Below are 18,573 nucleotides of genomic sequence, written 5' to 3' on the forward strand. Positions count from 1 at the left end.
CGTCTTGCCATCCGCTACAGCGGTGATGGTTGCGGAACCAGGAGCGGTACCTACGAAGTTCCCGTTTTGGTCGATTACACCGTTACCGGATACCGACCAAACCACACTCTTCGCACCCGGAACGGAGAACTGCTGCGCTTGACCCACTGCCAGGTTAGCCGTTCCCGGAGTGATTTGGTAGTTTGCTGTTTGGATCGCAGTCAACAGGTTCTTTGCAAGAGCCGCAGCCGCTTCACGGGTAGCGTTGCCTTGCGGGTCGAACTTCCCGTCAGCTCCTTTTACAAGGCCCAGTTTAGCTGCCGCTGCAACATATTGCTTCGCCCAGTCGGAAACTTGAGAAGCATCCGAGAAGTTGAGCGGAGCGTTCAGGTCAACACTCACCTTTTGATATTGAGCAGCCTTCACCAAAATAGCAGCCGCTTGTTCACGGGTCACGATCCCCGTCGGATTGAACTTGCCGCCACCCACGCCAGCGATAATACCGGCTTTGTAAGCAGCTTCCACATACGGAACCGACCAACCGGATACGTCGGTGAAAGACGAGGTGGTTGCGTTCGCTTGCAGGCCGAGTGCCTTCACAACGATCGTGGCGAACTGCTCACGGGTCAGGGTGCCTTGCGGGTTGAATTGGCCGTTGCCCACACCCGAGAGAATACCCTTGTCAGCAAGTTCAAGGATCGCTTGCTTTGCGTAGGAGCTGTCGATGTCGTTGAAACTGGTAGCAGCAAATGCGGACGGAGCTACAGTTCCAAGAACGAGTGCTGCCGCAAGAGCGCCAGAGATTCTCTTTTTCATCCTTTCGTTTCTCCTCCTCTGATGTTTCGTAAGACTACTGATAGGAAAGTGTGTTGCCGATCCATCCCAAATCTCTTGCATGATTCCTACTCGGGTCTTCATTTGCACACCGTTCTATGTACGCCGGGAGCCCTTTTTAAATTTTCTTCCCTCAGATATTACATGCAGGAAAAATCTCGGGTGCTCCTTCGTGTGCCTGCCCTCGCAGGTCAGCATCACTCCCCTCAGTGTACTCTTCTGCTTGAAAAGCCATTTTTGAAAATGGCTTGTTGTGAACATCCTCTACTACTTATTACGACACCATTCGAGAAATTCCTCTTTCCGTTTGCTATGTAATGGCATCCGAGGCGAGCGGTTACCAATTTCTCGAATCTATGTCATAAATGGTAGAAGATTCATCCTACTGATTGGAATTATACCCGCCAGTTCCGATCCCGTAAAGTGGTTCCGGCCCGTTTCCAACTATTACAAACTCCTGCACCCTAAAATCCTTATGCATCAGGATTTCATTCTATACCATTTTCCATAGTTTAGCAAGTCCTTTTTGATTGAAAAATAGAAAAACGCCCTCGTCCTGGCAGGCCAATCGGCAAACGGCCTTTCCATAAGACTAAGACGTTTCAAGTTTCAAAAAGGTTTCACCCGTTTAAAATTTTTCTGTAGAGGCCGGTGGTTTCCCGCACCAGTCGCGGCAACGAGTTTTGCTCCAGCACTTTTTGCTGGGCTGCCCGCGCCATCTGTTCCATCTGTTCCGGCGCCGACAGCGCCCGCTTCAGCGCTTGGTACAAAGCCTCCGCATTTTTCGGCGGAACCAGCAAACCGTCGTGGCCGTCCTCAATCACTTCCAATAAACCGCCGACAGCCGAAGCGATCACCGGCACGCCCGCCAACATCGCCTCCAGCGCGGCCAGCCCGAATCCTTCATAGACGGAAGGCAGCACAAACAGGTCGAATTGCGGCAGCAGTTCGGGCACATCCTGCCGCACGCCAAGAAAATGGATCACATCCTGCAGCCCGTTCCGGCGGACCTGTTCACGCAATTCCTGCTCCATCTCGCCGCCGCCCACCCACACGTAGTGGACATCCGGACGTTCTTCCTTCAGCTTGCGAACCGCCTGCATCAGGTACGTGTGCCCCTTCACCTTGTGCAGCCGGGCGACGGTTCCCACGAGGATCGCATGTTGCGGCAGGCCCAGTTCTTCCCGTAAAGCGGAATATTCCGGGCGCCGTGGGAGAACCGGCGGCAGCTGGATCGCATTGTGGATGACAGACGTCCGGTCCCGGGGCAGTCCTTCTTGCAGCAGCCAATCCAGCATCGTGCGGGATACCGCGATAAAATGATCGGTGTAGGGCCAGGTCCATTTTTCAAAACATCCGAACAGGATCCGCTTCCAGGCCACCGGATAATCGAGCGGCAGCAGGCTGTGGATGGTGGTGATCACTCTCGCCGGCGACCCTTCCGCCTTGTTGGCCAGACGGCCCGAGAGGTTGGCCCGTACGCCGTGCGTATGGACGATCGCCGGCCGCCACTCGCGGATCAGTTTCCGCACCGGTACGATGCCGGCCAAAGCGGACAATTTGGCGGGCGCCAGCAGGGTTACAGGGATCTGCACCTGGCGCAAGCGCTGCGCCAGTTCCCCCTCATAGAAAACGGCGACACGCGGAGCCCACTCGCTTTGATCCAGCGACTTCGCAAGATCGAGCACATGCCGCTCCGCCCCGCCGAATTCACCGCCGCCAATGATGTATAGAATTCTCGTCGGTGCTGCCACTGCCTATCACCACACATTCCCTGTCACGAATGTTCCGACCGATGAGTTTCCATATAAGATGATAATATCAGATCGGCATGTTGCAGGCTAGTAGTTCGCCGTCCCGCCTGCTGAATCTTAACATTTTGCAAGCACAAAAAAACACAGGCTTCGGCCTGTGCCAAGTATCAAAACAGACGGCCGGTCATTCACCCGGCCTGCGGAGCGGAGGGAGCCGTTACCTTCGACAACGCCAGCGCACTGTTGTGGAGGGCGGTGTTTACATCAAAACGCAATTGGCCCATATCTTCATGGATTCTGGCTGTGCTGGATAGCGCATGATCCAGGCCTCAAAGCGTTTGTCCATCTCATCGAAGCGTTTGTCGATTGCGTCAAAGCGTCTGTCAATCGCTTCAAAACGTTTGTCAATGGCTTCAAAACGCTTGTCCATCTGGTCGAAACGTTCCAGCACCTGGGCCATGAAGAATTTTAACTCCTCCATCCGATTCATCCCTCCGAGCCTATTGTCCCATACATCGAAACCAGCAGCAAGACAAACTGTCTGTCGTTCTTTTTGCGTTCACAGCCATATTGTATGCAAAAATTTCAATTGAGTCCAGGCCCTTTTCCGCAAACCTGTCACATTTCGCCAATCTCGTTCGCGTCCCATCTTATGATATAATCGGACAGGGAATGAATCGGGAAGGAGAAAGATTCCGTGAAAATGGAAAGATTCAAATTGTGGAGTCTCACCGCGCTTTGTTTTTTTCCGGCCGTCGATTTCCTGCTGCGGAAAATTCCGGTCGCAGGCTCCGTCGTCGGCCCCTTGTGGGATAAGCTGATTTTGACGGGACTCGCCGCGCTGGCGGCAGGCCGCTTCCTGGCCGGCGAACGCCTGGAACCGCTGCCGCATTACCGGATGTTGAAAGCGTTTTGGCTGCTTGGAATCGCCTACCTGGCGGTCGGACTCGCCAGCTTCTCCATCGATTTCGAAGGATTCCGCGCGATTTACTGGTATTCGCTCTTCGCGTTTGTGCTTCCCTTCTGCGTGGACCGGGCATTGGCGGAAAAACTGGTCCGTTACGCCTTGTTTGCCGCTCTGCTGATCGGTCTGCACGGCGTTTATCAATATGTCACGAAAGCTCCGATGCCGCCCGGCTGGGTTGACGCAAGCGAAACGGTGCGCACGCGGGTGTATTCCGTCTTTGGCAGCCCGAACATTATGGGCAGCTATATGGCCCTGATGTTCCCGATCGCCGCCGGTATGACGCTGAGCACCCGTTCGACCAGGGAGCGGGTGCTGTTCGCTTTGATTGCACTCGTCACCCTGGCATCGCTTTTGTTCACGTACACGCGCGGCGCCTGGCTGGCGTTGTTTGCCGCCCTGGCTGTGACCGCCGCTTTGTTTGACCGCCGGCTGTTGCTTCTGATCCTGATTGCCGCGGTCGCCGCGATGTTTGTACCGCAGGTTCATACTCGGGTGTTCCAGCTGTTCGACAAAGTGTACTGGCTGAAAGCTGCCCGCGACGGCCGGATCGCCCGCTGGCTGACCGCGTATGACGTGATTCGCGGGAACCCGTTTTTCGGGGCGGGGATGGGGCATTTCGGCGGCGCCGTGGCCGCCCGCCGGTTGGGCATCAATTATGTGGACAACTATTACGCAAAGACGGCGGCTGAAATGGGACTGGTCGGTTTGTCCGCGATGCTCGCCTTATTCGTCACGGTGGTGCGGGATTTGTACAGCCGCATTTTTAAGCCGCTGCGGGCCCGGCAGGAGTGGCCGCTGCTGCTTGGCATGTTTACCGGAATTCTGGCCGTGCTGCTGCAAAACGGGGTCGAAAACGTATTCGAGGTCCCGGCGATGAACTTCCTGTTCTGGTTCTTCGTCAGCCTCACGGTGATCCTCACCCGATCCGGCGAGAAGGAGGGACACACTGCATGAAAAAAATCGCGCTGCTCGCCCTGTACTCGATCTTTCTGGTGGCCCTCTACCAGTTGGCGGTGATTCCGCTGCTGCTCGATTTTTCCTTTATCGGACTCCTGGTTTTGGGCGCAGGGGCGCTGCTCGGTTTCTTTGCCATCCCGCGGCCCTGGCGCCGATGGTTCGCCCTGTTGTCGCTCTTGATCCTGCTCGTCAGCTACGGCGTGATGAACATTTATTCTGATTCCCTCGCCTGGCGATTCCTGGAGTTTCCGCTGCTGTTTGCCATCCTCGGCTGGATCGCCTCCTCCTACGGGCGGATTCGCTGGCGCTACACGCTGACGGTGGTGACGGCGCTCGCTGTTTTTCTGGCGATCGTGCCGTTTTGGGACATGCCCTTTTACGCGAAGTTTCGGCTGCCGTTCAAAAGCGAGGTCCTGGACCGCAGGCCGCTTTTTTCGGTCTATCCGGTGGTCGGACAGGGAAGGAACATCTACACGCTGGGCGACTATCGCAAGCTGACCGATGCAGACATCAAGGCGGCCGATCCAACGGGTAAAAAGAACCCGCTCGACGCCGCCGAAAAATTGAAATCCCAGCTGGAACATACCGATGTGCTGCGGTTTTCAGCAGATGATGGATACAAAAAACACACGGCCAGCAAAGAGGAGGTCGCTGCACTGCCATTCACATCGTTCGGTTTGGCCGGCTTCCCGTACTACGCATCCAGCTGGACGGTGGAAAATGGCGCGGTAAAGCAGCACTTTACCCCGGTGGACGATCCGAAAACGGTGCTGACCAGTTTCTTCGATCCGCTATCGGTCACGGTCGCCATGCAGGATCGCGCCGCCCGCTCGGTACAGGAATCGCGGCAAAATTGGTCGGCCGCTTTCGGCAAAGAAGCGTCCCCGCAGTATCCGGGAGCTGCGCTGGTCGGCAAGGGAAAATTTTTGCCGGGCAGCGGCAGCCAACTGCTGCTGATGGGCAATAACGAACTGCGGCTGGTCGACGAATCTTCGCCTAACGGCCCGCCGATCGCCGTCTACAAAGGCACGTTCGACCGCGCGATGGCGAAAAACTTTGCGATCGGAGACATTGACGGGGACGGGATTGACGAACTGATGGTCAACACCGTCCCTGCGATGATCCTCAAGCTGAATGCAAACCGGACCTGGGACAAAATCTGGGAAAGCGGCAAGGAATCGTTCCGCTTCGAGTTCGTACTCCCGCAGCCCGGCGGAAAGCCGCTGATTGTCGCGCAGGATCCGAGCCTGATCCGCGACGTGCCGACCCGCTACTTAACGGGATACACTTGGGATAACGGGCGGTTGGAGCGCCAATGGCGCGTATATAAGACGAACCTGCTGTTCCCGTTCCCGCTGTCCTCCGACACCTGGGTCGCAGGGTACTATTCGGAGCCGCATTTGTTCGTATTCAAGCCGATTCCGGTTCCTGTCGTACCGACGCTCGCCGGAATCTACGCGGCTATGGTGCTCGGGGGATATGGGTATCAGCTTGTTCAAAGGAGGAAGCGCCGTTATGCGTAGCTTCATGTCACACCTGCGATTTGGACAGCGGCTCTTGCAAGCGGTTGTTCTGGCGCTCCCTCTGGCCGCGGCCTTGGGCGGCTGCAGCCCGCAGCTGTCCGCCCCCAACTCGAACGAGATTCCGCTCGAACAGAAAGAAAAGAAACCGGCTCCGGACGGTTGGGCAAAAATCGTCGAATCGGTCGAGAAGAGCCGGCAGATCAGCAAATTCGGCATCAGCGGAACGCTGGAGACGCGCGAACAGAACAGATTCCACCGATCGAGCGTGTACGGACATGTGATTTTGCCTGACCAGGCGGAGATGTCCCAATCGGTGGACGGCCGGTCGTATTACATCTTCCAGGACAAAACGTCCGCTTATTATCGTGAGGAAGGAGTCTGGCGGCCGATCAGCCGGCTGCAGCTGCCCGATCCGTGGGATTCGCTGCAGAAGCTGGCAAAGATCCAGCCGCCGCGCGTGGATCGGCTGGAGGACATGACGTTTCTGAAATTGAACGATACGGAAGTCTACCAGTTTGAGGCGGATGCGATCGACGTGGCCGGGCTGCCTGTCTCGCAGGGCAAAAAAATGCCGAGCCGTTATACGATCTATATCGACAAGGACACCCGCTTCATCCGGCAAATCCAAATCCTGTCCACAAGCGAGGTGGATGACATCGGCACGGTGGTGACCACCGCGACGATCAAGTTTTTTGACCAAAACAACAAGGATGTGCAAATCTCGATGCCCGCATCCCTGAAGGAACAGCTGAAAAAACGGGAGTGAGCGATCGGGTTGCACGTTCGAGACCGTTGGCCCTTGTGCAGGGCTGACGGTCTTTTTTTTGATCACGGATGATCAACTCGGCGTTGCCTGCACGAACGCAGGCGCTATGAGCCGAGTTTCCTTTGCTGACCCTAGCAAACTCGTGCTAGATCTCGAATTTTTATAGGAGATGCAGCAGAGGATTTTGCCGTTCTATGTCGAATTGCTAGGATAAGGAAACTGTGGGAGGGTATTGCAATCGTGAACAGAAACAAGCATCAACGCAAGCAGCGGTTGTCGCCGAAAATCCTCGCCGCGGCCTTGACTGTTGCGCAGGCGGCTCCGTGGATGGTCAGCACGGCAGCAGCTGCGTCGACGTTCCAGGACATCCCGCCCAACCATTGGGCAGCGCCGGCGGTCGAATCGCTCAGGTCGCAGGGCATTGTGTCAGGCAGAACCCCGCAGATTTTTGCGCCTGACGATCCCATCACCCGGGCGGAATTCACGACGCTCTTGGTGAAAGCGCTGAAACTGCCGCTCACCCAGAACACCTCCCAGGTGTTCAAGGATGTCAACCCGAATTTTTATGCGTTTGCCTACATTCAAACCGCATATCTGCACAACCTCGTGAAAGGTACATCTTCCGATACATTTGATCCGTATGCGCCGATCACCCGCCAGGACATGGCGACAATGATTGTCTCCGCCCTGCAGATCGCCGATGTACCCGATTGGGTCGTGCAGACCTCGCTGCCGTTCCGGGATGTCTCCAGTATCCGGGACTATGCCAAAAAACCGGTTGCCGCTTCCCGCTATCTGGGTGTGATTGCAGGGTATATGGACCAGACCTTCCGCCCCCTGAACAAGGCGACCCGCGCGGAGGCAGCCGGCATGGTGTACAACATGCTGAATGTGCCTGGCGACAAGCTGCAGCAGATAAAGCAAGCGGAACTGAAACACCTTGCATTCAGCCAATCGGATTACGGTACATACAAGCCGACCCAGCCCGTCCAGATCACCGTCAGAGTAAACGACGACAAGGGGCAGCTGGTGCAGACGGATAACAACCGCAAACTGATACTGACCGTGAATGGTCCGGACGGGCAATCGGTGTTGGAAGCGGCCACTGTGAACGGGCTTGCGGCGTTTACCGTATCGAAAACAAAAGCCGGGGTTTACAGCCTCGCCGTATCCGGCAGCGGGGCGGTCGCGGACGGTTCGGCCAAGTTCCAGGTGGTGCCGGGCGATTTTGCGCAATTCAAAATGTTTGTCTCGCCTTCCCCGTTTGTCCGGGTCGGTTCAACGGTGCAGCTGAACGGCAAGGGGTACGACCAGTGGGATAATGAAGTGCCTCTGACGCAGGGACCGGTTCAGTTTAGCGTGAACAATCCGAACCTGGGGAAAATTGGTTCGACCGGCAGCCCGTCGTCTGGCACGTTTACGGCCGGAGGCACCAGCGGCTCGGTGACGGTCACCGCTTCCTACAGCGGCCAAGCGGTCTCCAAGCAAATCACGATCTACAACTCGGCCGCCGATCTGGTCAGCGGAAAAGGCGACTGGATGATGTGGCGCGATTGGCACAACTATCCTGTCAAAGACACGATCCAACGTTACAAGGACGCCGGAGTGACGCATGTCTTCACGCTGGTATCAACGACCAGCGATGGATTCTTCGGGCAGGACATGATGGACGATTTCCTGTACCAGGCGCATGACGCGGGAATCACTGTCATCGGCTGGGTGTACGCGGCCAACAAAGATCCTTACAAGGACGCCGGACAGACGCTGCAGGTACTCAACTACACGACCCCGCAGGGACAGAGATTCGATGCGCTGGCGGCCGATCTGGAAGAGAATCTGTATCAATGGCACCAGGAAGAGTTCGCCAAATCGATCCGCAACACCATGGGGCCGAATTACCCGATGATCGCGGTCGTCTATCCGGCCACCTGGGGCAAAAATCAACCCTGGTCGGTTTACGCGAAATATTATGATGTGATGGCGCCGATGCTCTACTGGCATAATAAGGTGAAACCCTACACCTACCAGGAAGTGTACGACGCGGTCGCCGCCGAGGTGCCCAAAATGAAGGAGCTCACGCGTCCGGATATGCCGGTTCACATCATCGGGCAGTCGTACAACATGTTTGATGACCCAAATCAGGCGCCCACCTGGGAGGAAATCCAGGGTGCGATGCGGGCAGCCAAAGACAAAGGAGCGATCGGCTATTCGACCTACCGCGGACGGACGGCCACCTGGGCTGAATGGGCGGAATTCGCCGTATTCAATTGGTCCAAGTAAACATTTCATGGATTTGGAAAAATCCCCTCATCCTCACTCGATGAGGGATTTTTTTGCAAAATCACAATCGATTCGTGTTACAATCGGAGTAATCTCTCCCTGTAAGCCGGGTGATTCGATGTATAAAGAAAATGTTTCAATGCAGCTGCTGGATAAATGGAGAAGCTGGTTCCTGCATCATATCGGGCCGCGCGTGCTGCCGGCCGTGTGCGCCGCCCACCGGATTTGCCCGCCGGGCTTTCGCACCCCGGAGAAAGTCCCCTATCCGCTGCTGAAATCGTATTTTGACCGGAGGCTGCAGCAGGATTACACCAATCCGAAAATGTTGATCCGCATGCTCCGGACGGAGTACCCCGGTCTGGAAGAGCAAATCGCCTCCCTGCCTGCCGGTTGTACGGCAGACGATGCGAAACGTCTGAATGATGAGATGGAAAATGTGCACCTGGTGCTGGCGCTGCTGCTGTCCGACCGCCAGGATCTGAGCGATTTGGCGGTACGGATGATGGAGCAGAGCGCTCCCTTCGAATTGCCCGCTGAACCTGAGGCGCCCGCAAATCCGCCAGACGCGCTGCAAAAGGAAAATCAGCGTCTGGCGAAACTCCTGGACGAGAGCAAGAAAGCATTTCTGAAACAAGAAGATAAATGGCGTAAGGAGTTCGCCAAACTGCGGAGAGAACGCGATTCGGCGAAACAGGAGCTGATGCGGGAACGCAAATCGGCGGAAGCGCAGGCAGCGGCGTGGAAGAAACAGCTGCAGGAAGCAGAAGCGTTGCGGCAGCAGCTTGAACGCGAAGTGCAGCTGTTGGACGGAAACCTGCAGCGGACACGCGAGCAGCTTCGCAAACTGAATTTTGAAAATCTGCAGCTGCTGGAACTCAACCGCTCGCAGGAAGCAGCGATTCAACAATTGACGGAAGAAGTCGCCCGGTTAACCGCACTGCTGGCCGCTCCTTCCGCCGTGAAGGAAAACGGCCGGGCGGAAGCGCCGCTCTATGAGGCGCCGCCCCATTCGGATTTGGATCCCGTTGCGGCACCGCCGGAAACGGCAGAATCGGTTACGGCACCGATCGTCGCTGCCGAATCGGGCATTCTCAATACCAATCCGGAGCTGCCTGTCCACCCGCCCGCCCAACCAGATTACCCGGCGATTGTCCGCGGCATCCTGCGGATTCCTGTTCGTTCCCGGTTTGGATTTCTCAGCACGGAGCAGGGCATTGATCTGTTTGTTTCGGAAAAAATTATCCATGCGATCGGCGCCCAGGATGGCGACGAACTGGAAGGGCACCTGCTGGGTGAGTATGCTCCCGGACTGCCGCAGTATCATTACCGGATTTTGCAAAAAAGTGTGGAACCTTCCGTCCACCGGGAGCTGCTTGGAATCGTTGAGGATCGGGCCGGCTGGATCGGAGTCCGCGATTTGCACGATCCCGACATATTTGTCCCGCTGCATGCATATGAACTGCCGAATGTGGAGATCGGGGATGTGGTCACCCTTTTATTTGATGCCACACATCCGCATAACAACCGGATTTTGACCATCCACGATCACGAGCAGCTGACGGAAGAAGAAGCTGCCGGCGGACGATCTGCCCGCCGCCGGCCGGCCAAAACGGGGGACAGCCCGCCGGACATCGAACAATCGCTCAGAGGCAAGCACATTCTGATCTGCGGCGCCCAATCCAATATGGTGGCCCAATACGAACAGGCGATTCAGCAGCGGGGCGGTTCGGTGGTCGTATTGGAAAGCCAGCCTGCCTCCATCGAACCGTATGTGAGCAAGGCGGACGTGATCATCTGCAACACACACCAGATCAGCCATCCGTTTTATTGGGTGGTCAAATCGGAAGCGTCCAAACAAGGCAAACCGCTCCGCTACCCGATCTCAGGCGGCGTCTCGTCGATCCTGCGAGAGGTGGAAGCGTGCAAATAGCCCTGTTTTTCTGCGTGCCCGAGCAAGTACAAGAACGCGAATGCCGGAATTTTTACGATCGGAACCGCTGTTTCAAAAGGGAGCGTGCCATAGTCTTCCGCTTTTTTCGTGACGACGATCGCACCTCCCACCTCCTCGTCGTTCGCCAATTCCACGATCGCGTCCGTTTCGCGAATCCGGGCATCCTCCCGGTACTTCACCTCGACCAGGATTTTCGCTCTTGGCAGTGCGACCACTACGTCCACTTCTTTTTTCGTTTTGGCATCCCGATAATACCCGATCTTCGGCAGCCGATGATAGTAAAAAGATGCGATGTGTTTATAGACGGCAGTTTCAATCAGAATTCCCATTTCGTCCGGATTGGCGAGCACCTCTTCCTCCTGCATCAGCACCGCATTCCGCAAAGCGGCATCCGCCAGGTAGATTTTCGGGCGGGCTTTCAACACTTTTTTGCCTGACAAGTCAACCGGTTTGCTGATGTAGATCAGATTGGCCTGTTCTAGCAATTCGATGTAAATTCCCACCGTCGGTCTCGACAAGCCAATTTCGCTCGCAATCGCATCCTGCGAAATGATACTGCCGCTGTGGAAACAGAGATACAAAAATATTTTCTCCAGATCGTCCACATTTCGAATGTTATACAATACGGTCATATCCCGCTTCAACACTTTGTCGACCACATCTTCCCGAAGCACCCTCTGGCCGTAGGCGATATCGTTTCCCAACGCGATTTCGGGAAATCCTCCGACCATCAGGTATTGATGGAAATAGGTCTGCAGCGGATACAAAGACAGCATCAGTTCCTTCCACTGCGTATGGGACCACGTCCCGAGTTCAGTCGGCTTGATTCCCCGGTCCAACAAAGGTTTTTCACGTATTCCTAACAGATCAATGTATTCGTGGAAGGAGAGGGTCGGAACCCGCACATTCTTCCAGCGTCCCACTCCGCTTTCCGCCGCCTTTGCCAGAAGCACCGGACTGGCTGAACCGGTGGCAACGATTCGATAGTGCGGGTTCATATCATACAGGATCTTCATCCAGTGATCCCAATCCTTCGCATATTGGACTTCGTCAAAGAACAGATAGATCTCTTGCACACCAGGGGCAATGTTATTCTGGTATAATTCTAACAGCCGGCCGATGTCACAAAACTTCAGTACCGGATGGTCAAAGGATGCATAAAGAATGTGGCGCCTGTTCACTTCTCTTTGCAGCAGGTCCTCGATCAATTGGTAAACGACAGTCGTTTTGCCGACGCGACGGGCGCCGGAAAGCAGAACCGCCCGCCGGATTTCCGGATGATGCAAAATCTGTCGGGCTTCATAAAACGCAAAACGCTTGATAGGCTTCGCCAGCTCCTTGGGGACGCGGCCAGTTGTCCACCATGAATTAAAAGCGGTAAGAACTTTCAGCAGTTGTTCTTCCGAAACAATCGCCATCTTACCACCTCCTATCTTCATTATTGATAAGAAAATTGTATATCATACCTTACATTAATTCAATACAAAATGCAGGAGAGTCCATGATGCTTACATCATACAAAACGATCAAAGGCTACGGTGAAGCAACGACCATCATCAAAAAATCGGAGTTTATCGGCTACGCGATGCCGGCCGAAACGGAAGAAGCGGCAGTCGCTTTCATCCAGTCCATCCAAAAAAAGCACTGGGACGCCACCCACAATTGCTACGCGTACCAGATCGGTCCGCATGACGAATTTCAGAAATCGAACGACGACGGGGAACCGTCCGGTACGGCCGGGAAGCCGATCCTGGAAGTGATCAAGCGAAAGGTCCTGAAAAATGTGGTCGTCGTCGTCACCCGCTATTTTGGCGGCATCATGCTGGGCGCCGGAGGATTGGTGAGAGCGTACGGACAGGCGGCGGATGCCGCGCTGCAGGCGGCCGGAATCGTCACCCGTTCGCTGTTGCAAACGGTGCATGTGGAAATCGACTACACGTGGCTGGGCAAGGTCGAACATGAAACCCTGCAGGCCGGCTGCTTCATCGACCAAACCGAATATGCCGATCGCGTGCGTCTATCCGTTTTGGTTCCCGTCGAGGAAACCGAACCGTATCGGAAGCGAATCGCCAACGCCACACACGGCCAGGCGGAGATCTCCTTGGGCGACCCCGTGTACGCGCTGATCCAGGAAGGGAAGCTGCTGCACAAATAAACGAGGATGCGCTTACTGCGCATCCCCCAGGGCGAACATCAATTCCGCCTCGCACACCACTTTGTCTCCCACTTTCGCAACCGCTTTGCCTTTGCCGATGCTTCGTCTGACAGACAGAATCTCCACTTCCATATGTAACGTGTCACCCGGCCGCACCTGCTGCCGGAACCGCACATTGTCGATCCCCGCAAAAAAAGCCAGGCGGCCCTTGTTCTCTTCCACCGAGAGCAGCGCGACCGCTCCCACCTGCGCCATCGCTTCGACGACCAGCACACCCGGCATCACCGGATATTGCGGGAAATGTCCGGCAAAAAAAGGTTCGTTCGCCGTCACATTCTTGACACCGACCGCCCGCCTGCCGGTTTCCAGTTCCAGAATGCGATCCACCAGCAAAAACGGGTAGCGGTGCGGAATGATTTCCTTGATTTGATCGATGTTCAGCATGTTTCCTTTCCACTCCTATCGGTTCATTGCGCGGAATTTGTGCAGATACACGAAACTGGTGACAAACGAGAGACCGATCGTGCTCCATAGAAGAAAATCGGCCATCCGCCATTTGAACAGGATCGCCACGACCGTCATATAGTACAGGACGGTCGTCGTCTTCCCCCACCAGGTCGCAGGCACGATCTGCTTCTGGCGAAAATGGAAAAACGCCGACGTGAGAATCATCGCCGCATCGCGGAAAATCAGCAGTCCGGCGGCCAGCCAGGAAATCCGTCCGTCCAGGATAAACGAGATGATCACCGACAGCATCATCAGTTTGTCCGCCAGCGGATCCAGGACGATCCCGAGCGGGGTGATCCAGTTGTATTTTCGCGCGAGGTAGCCGTCGAGCAAATCGGTTAATCCGGACAACACCAAAATTCCCAGCGCATATTGCATGCTCCAGGGCGATTCTGAGAAAAACGCGAGAAAATAGAGCGGAACCAATCCCAAACGCAGCAGCGTCAGCAAGTTTGGCAAATTCACCGAATGACCCCCTACCTGCACACACCCTACTATACCACGGTATGCATGCATAGGCAAAAAACGCCCGCTTTTACAGGTCTTTGCAACCTGCTTCCCAACTTTTTATTTTAAAGAATTGTCCCGCACGAAAAAAGAGGCCTGTTGCCGTCCGGCCTCCCTGTCATTATGCCCGCAGATTGTTGGCTATGCCCAACATCGCATCCACCGTCTGCACCGACCTTGCGTTCAACTGATAAGCCCGCTGCGCTTCGATCAGCTCGGTCAACTCCTGCGTCAGGTCGACATTTGACATTTCCAACGCCCCCTGCCGGATCCCGCCGATCCGCTGCCTGTCTTCCGGGGCCTGCAGGTTGCTGAGCGAATCTTGCAGCGGCTGATAGTCCGGGTTGCTGTTTTGATACAGATTGTTCCCGATCGCCTGCAGGTTCGCTTCCGGATTCCGCACCAAAACGAGGTTGATCGTTGCTGCCCGAACCGGCCCGTTTTCGCCCTGGACGGTGATATCGCCATTGGCCGCAACCGATAACGGACGCCCGCGCAGCGGTTCCGGAATCACTATCGGCTGCCCGTTGCTGTCCAGTAACGGATACCCGTCATCGTTCACAATCGTGCCGGAGGAATCGATTTGGAATTTTCCCGCTCGCGTGAACGCTATTGACGGTTGTCCGTTCCGATCCGGGCCGGGAACGCGGACGGCAAAAAATCCTTCCCCATCAATCGCCAGATCCAGCATGTTGCCGGTCATCTGCAGATTGCCTTGCGCAAACACTTGTGCCAGATGAGCGGCATATACCCCGTTTCCGGTGCGCAATCCGGAATCCGACCGGCGGCCGTCCAGTTGAAACTCATCCGGCTGCCCGAATTGGGAGCGCAGCAGTTCGGCAAACTGTGCGTCTTTCGTTTTGTACCCGACCGTATTCAGGTTCGCGATATTGTTGGAAATCACATCAAGCCTGGTCTGTTGGGCCGCCAGACCTGATGCGGATGTGTACAGTGCTCTCATCTGCGTTCGGCTCCTTTTCCTACAATCGGCCCAGCACGTTGACAGCTTTGTCGAGAGTGCTGTCGAGGGTTCGAATCACTCTTTGGTTCGCTTCGTAGTTGCGCATGACGGCGATCATGTCGGTCATCGTCTCCGCCAAATCGACGTTCGAACGTTCCACAAATCCCTGCCGTACCTCACCCGTTTTTGCCGCCGCATTGGCCGGGTCATAGCGAAATCCGTTATTCCCCGCAGCCTGCAGTTTATCCGGATCGAGAATGTCGATCGCATCAAATCGCAACGTCGGATCTGCCGTAAACTGCCCATTTCCGTCGACGCGACCGGCCACCAGGTTCCCCGCCCCGTTGACTTGAACACGCGAATTTTCCGCCGGCAGACCGTTCGCGTCGACCGCCTGCACGAAAAGCCCCGCCGCATTTACAAGGAACCCTCGCGCGTCCGGGCGAAAATCTCCGTCGCGCGAAACGAACCGGTTCCCCGCCGCATCAGCCAGCGGAAAAAACGTCTTGCGGCGCGAATCGGTCGCATTCCCGCCGGCAGGACGGTCCGCATCGATGATCGCATATCCGTACTTGTTGGTGGTCGATTTTAGCACGCCCTGTGTAAAACGGGGGAGAACCTCTTCCAGGAACGCACCCGTACCCACCGTCCCGACGCTTGGCGAGGCCGGCGAAATGGCCTGCGGACCGCTCCCCGTATGATCATTCATCGAATACAGCAACATTTCCGGGAATGACCGCATGATGCTGTCATCTTTTTTGTATCCCGCCGTATTGACGTTCGCCAGATTGTTGGCGAGCACGTCCTGCCGGCGTTCCCCGGCCACCATGCCGGAGGCTGCCGTATACAATCCTCGAATCACGCTCTTTCACCTACCAATGCCGCTTTCTTTTTGCCGGCGGCCGAATGACTTTCTCCAGATTTTCCAATACCCTGCCGGTGCCACGCGCGACGCAGCTCATCGGATCTTCCGCGACATGCACCGGAACCTGCAGTTCGTCCATCATCAGCTTGTCCAGTCCGAACAGCAAGGCCCCACCCCCGGTCAGCACGACGCCTTTCATATAGATGTCAGCCGCCAGTTCGGGCGGCGTGTTCTCCAATACTCCCTTGACCGCCGCCATCAGTTGGGAAACAGGTTCTGCCAGCGCGATCCGCACTTCTTCCGAGGTGACCTCGATCGTTTTGGGGAGGCCGGTCACCATATCGCGGCCGCGCACATCCATCGTCTCGTTGCGAGCACCCGGATAGACTGAACCGATCTGCAGCTTGACTTGTTCCGCCGTCCGTTCGCCAATCAGCAGATTGTACTGTTTCTTGACAAACCGGATGATCGCCTCATCCAACTTGTCCCCCGCTACACGAATAGAAGAGGCGGTCACGACGTCGCCGAGCGAAAGAACGGCTATATCCGTCGTACCTCCGCCGATATCGACCACCATCGAGCCGCTTGGCTGAAAAATGTCCAACCCGGCGCCGATCGCTGCCGCACGAGGCTCCTCTATAATAAACACGTCTTTCGCACCCGAACGCTCGGCCGCTTCCCGCACCGCTTTCTGCTCCACCGGCGTGATGCCGGTCGGCACACAGATCACGATCCGCGGGCGAACAAACGGTCCTTTGCCAACCGTCTTGCTGATAAAGTGGCGAAGCATCATCTCGGTGAGGTCAAAATCCGCAATCACACCTTCGCGCAGAGGACGGATCGCCACAATGTTGCCCGGTGTGCGCCCCAGCATCTGGCGGGCCTCTTCACCGACTGCCACAACCCGTTTCGTTTGACTCTCGATTGCCACAACCGACGGTTCGTTGAGGACGATCCCCTTTCCTCTCAAATGGACCAAAACGTTGGCCGTTCCCAGGTCTACACCAATATCTTTGCTGAACATGTGCGAAAGAGTCCTCCTTCACGCCTTGTCACAATCTCTTAGCAACAATGTATGCGGCCGATAGGGAAGTATGATCGATTCCCCCGCGATATGGTGCATCCCTGTCGCCCCACGTTTTGTGTCACAAATTTTCGAAAAACCGCCATCTACATTATTCTACAGCGGCGAGGAAACTCCTCTTTCAGATCCTACATTTTTTGACATTTTCCGTTTCGATTCATCTTTCCGGTATTTTTTCTTGGTCGCTTCGCCGCCCCGCAGATGCCGGATCGATTTGTGATACTCGAGGATCTCTTTCACACGGTTGGCCAGCTCGGGGTTGATATCAGGCAGACGTTCGGTCAGATCTTTATGCACCGTGCTTTTGGAGACACCAAATTCCCTGGCGATCGTTCGAACCGTATTTTTTGTTTCGACGATATACTCGCCAATCTTCAGGGTGCGCTCTTTGATGTAATCGTGCACTCCTTTCGCCTCCCCCAATACTTCGAATGTCTGATACATTATATGAGGGTGTGTACCACATATGCCTAATTACGCGCTATGACAAGCCATCAGGTGCGTTTTCCCGGTTTTTTCTCGTCCATTCTCAACTTGACAAACTCGCGCACATCCCCAAACGCCATAAAAATTCTGAATATTTAGTCGAAAACGCACAGTCCAGTCCCCAACAAAGTACTCGGTGTATACTGCGAAGCTTTGCTTCACTTTGTTGGGCAAAATTTTATCCCCGCCCTGAGCGGACGGGGATTTCGCAATGTGTTTGCTGCTTAATGCTGGATTTCGGTTTCCGGGTTGACGTTCTTGCCGTCTTTCTTCACTTCAAAGTGCAGGTGGTTCTTCTGGTCAGCTTCCAGTTTGTTGTTGCCCGACTTGGCGATCGGCTGGCCTTGGTTCACTTTGTCGCCTTCCTTGACTTCCACTTTGTCAAGCGACGCGTAGTATGTGACATACCCGTTGTCATGCTTGATTTCGACGACTTGGCCCATCAGCGGATCCGCTTCTACCCGGGTGACGGTACCGGACGCTGCCGCAACGACGGTAAACGGCTTGTCGTCCTTGCGACCGATCACCACCCCGTTTTGTGTGTAGAAGTTGTTGTCATACTTCAAAATGGAAGCGGCTTGCGTTTTCTCGTCCTTGCTCGGATCGTAGAACGCCATCGTCACTTTCGCTTCCGTATCGTCCGCGCTGACCGGCCAGATCAGTTTTTGACCGGCAGTGGCGGGTGCGCTGTCCGGAAGCTTGCCGGGGTCAGTCACTGCGCTCCCCGTATTGTTTGGCGCAGGCTGTGCGTCCTTCAGTTTCACGTCCTTGACCTGCGCTACTACCAATCCGATGATAAGGGCCGCTGCGCCAAGATAGATCGCCGGGAAGGTCCACCGTTTGGCAAACAAAGTCCTCCAAAATCCCGGCTTTTTCTGACTCCTGGGAGCCATGTTTTGCGTTTGCTTGTTTTCCTGATTCATTTCCATCACCTCATTCCCCATTCTCGCCATGAATGAGAAAGCTTATACAGGGAATACTCATGGGATGGAAATTT

General features: G+C 55.5%; 17 protein-coding genes. 6 read left to right on the forward strand and 11 right to left on the reverse strand.

What is annotated here, in order from left to right; translation table 11 throughout:
* From C230_RS20700 to C230_RS20705, 3 genes are all read right to left on the reverse strand, one after another.
* The coding region (locus C230_RS20700) for an S-layer homology domain-containing protein (protein WP_040393774.1) at positions 1–795 on the reverse strand (795 nt) is incomplete at its 3' end.
* Between the two features lie 638 nt (positions 796–1,433).
* The gene (locus C230_RS0115310; protein WP_018132929.1) at positions 1,434–2,567 is read right to left on the reverse strand and encodes a glycosyltransferase; all 1,134 of its coding nucleotides are present in this window, start codon (positions 2,565–2,567) and stop codon (positions 1,434–1,436) included.
* Between the two features lie 259 nt (positions 2,568–2,826).
* Positions 2,827–3,048: a hypothetical protein gene (locus tag C230_RS20705; protein ID WP_018132930.1), complete on the reverse strand. Its 222-nt coding sequence runs from the start codon at positions 3,046–3,048 to the stop codon at positions 2,827–2,829.
* Positions 3,049–3,270: 222 nt separating this feature from the next.
* Here C230_RS20705 and C230_RS20710 point away from each other — a divergent pair, with 222 nt between their 5' ends.
* From C230_RS20710 to C230_RS0115340, 5 genes are all read left to right on the forward strand, one after another.
* Positions 3,271–4,488, forward strand: coding sequence for an O-antigen ligase family protein (locus C230_RS20710; protein ID WP_245534006.1), 1,218 nt, complete (start codon positions 3,271–3,273; stop codon positions 4,486–4,488).
* Complete coding sequence (locus tag C230_RS0115325) at positions 4,485–6,014, forward strand: hypothetical protein (RefSeq protein WP_018132932.1); 1,530 nt, start codon at positions 4,485–4,487, stop codon at positions 6,012–6,014. Before C230_RS20710 ends, C230_RS0115325 begins: the two co-directional genes overlap by 4 nt.
* The gene (locus C230_RS0115330) at positions 6,007–6,780 is read left to right on the forward strand and encodes a hypothetical protein (protein WP_018132933.1); all 774 of its coding nucleotides are present in this window, start codon (positions 6,007–6,009) and stop codon (positions 6,778–6,780) included. The genes C230_RS0115325 and C230_RS0115330 overlap by 8 nt, the downstream gene beginning before the upstream one ends.
* A 240-nt stretch (positions 6,781–7,020) precedes the next feature.
* Positions 7,021–9,060, forward strand: a complete 2,040-nt coding sequence (locus C230_RS0115335; protein ID WP_018132934.1) for an S-layer homology domain-containing protein — start codon at positions 7,021–7,023, stop codon at positions 9,058–9,060.
* Between the two features lie 139 nt (positions 9,061–9,199).
* Positions 9,200–10,990: a DUF2325 domain-containing protein gene (locus C230_RS0115340; protein ID WP_018132935.1), complete on the forward strand. Its 1,791-nt coding sequence runs from the start codon at positions 9,200–9,202 to the stop codon at positions 10,988–10,990.
* Here C230_RS0115340 and C230_RS0115345 read toward each other — a convergent pair.
* Entirely contained in the window at positions 10,933–12,429 is a 1,497-nt protein-coding gene (locus tag C230_RS0115345; RefSeq protein WP_018132936.1) for an ATP-binding protein, read from the reverse strand. The two genes, C230_RS0115340 and C230_RS0115345, sit on opposite strands and share 58 nt — an antisense overlap.
* 86 nt (positions 12,430–12,515) lie before the next feature.
* On the opposite strand from C230_RS0115345, the gene C230_RS0115350 reads away from it, so the two are divergent.
* The gene (locus C230_RS0115350) at positions 12,516–13,166 is read left to right on the forward strand and encodes a YigZ family protein (protein WP_018132937.1); all 651 of its coding nucleotides are present in this window, start codon (positions 12,516–12,518) and stop codon (positions 13,164–13,166) included.
* Positions 13,167–13,178: 12 nt separating this feature from the next.
* Here C230_RS0115350 and fabZ read toward each other — a convergent pair whose 3' ends face one another.
* The 7 genes from fabZ to C230_RS0115385 all read right to left on the reverse strand — a co-directional run bounded on the left by fabZ (position 13,179) and on the right by C230_RS0115385 (position 18,499).
* Positions 13,179–13,610 carry a 3-hydroxyacyl-ACP dehydratase FabZ gene (gene fabZ / locus C230_RS0115355; RefSeq protein WP_018132938.1) on the reverse strand — a complete coding sequence of 144 codons (432 nt, stop codon included), beginning with the start codon at positions 13,608–13,610 and terminating at the stop codon, positions 13,179–13,181.
* Positions 13,611–13,625: 15 nt separating this feature from the next.
* A complete protein-coding gene (locus C230_RS0115360) occupies positions 13,626–14,138 on the reverse strand; it encodes a CDP-alcohol phosphatidyltransferase family protein (protein ID WP_018132939.1) in 513 nt (170 codons plus the stop codon).
* Positions 14,139–14,301: 163 nt separating this feature from the next.
* The gene (gene flgF / locus C230_RS0115365; protein WP_018132940.1) at positions 14,302–15,141 is read right to left on the reverse strand and encodes a flagellar basal-body rod protein FlgF; all 840 of its coding nucleotides are present in this window, start codon (positions 15,139–15,141) and stop codon (positions 14,302–14,304) included.
* A gap of 19 nt (positions 15,142–15,160) precedes the next feature.
* Complete coding sequence (locus tag C230_RS0115370; RefSeq protein ID WP_018132941.1) at positions 15,161–16,003, reverse strand: flagellar hook-basal body protein; 843 nt, start codon at positions 16,001–16,003, stop codon at positions 15,161–15,163.
* 10 nt (positions 16,004–16,013) lie between these two features.
* A complete protein-coding gene (gene mreB / locus C230_RS0115375) occupies positions 16,014–17,030 on the reverse strand; it encodes a rod shape-determining protein (protein ID WP_018132942.1) in 1,017 nt (338 codons plus the stop codon).
* A gap of 156 nt (positions 17,031–17,186) precedes the next feature.
* Positions 17,187–17,495, reverse strand: coding sequence for a sporulation transcriptional regulator SpoIIID (gene spoIIID, locus C230_RS0115380; protein WP_018132943.1), 309 nt, complete (start codon positions 17,493–17,495; stop codon positions 17,187–17,189).
* Between the two features lie 305 nt (positions 17,496–17,800).
* A complete protein-coding gene (locus C230_RS0115385) occupies positions 17,801–18,499 on the reverse strand; it encodes a M23 family metallopeptidase (protein ID WP_040393792.1) in 699 nt (232 codons plus the stop codon).
* Positions 18,500–18,573 lie beyond the last annotated feature (74 nt).

Origin of the sequence: Effusibacillus pohliae DSM 22757 (genome assembly GCF_000376225.1) — a bacterium.
Classification (GTDB): domain Bacteria; phylum Bacillota; class Bacilli; order Tumebacillales; family Effusibacillaceae; genus Effusibacillus; species Effusibacillus pohliae.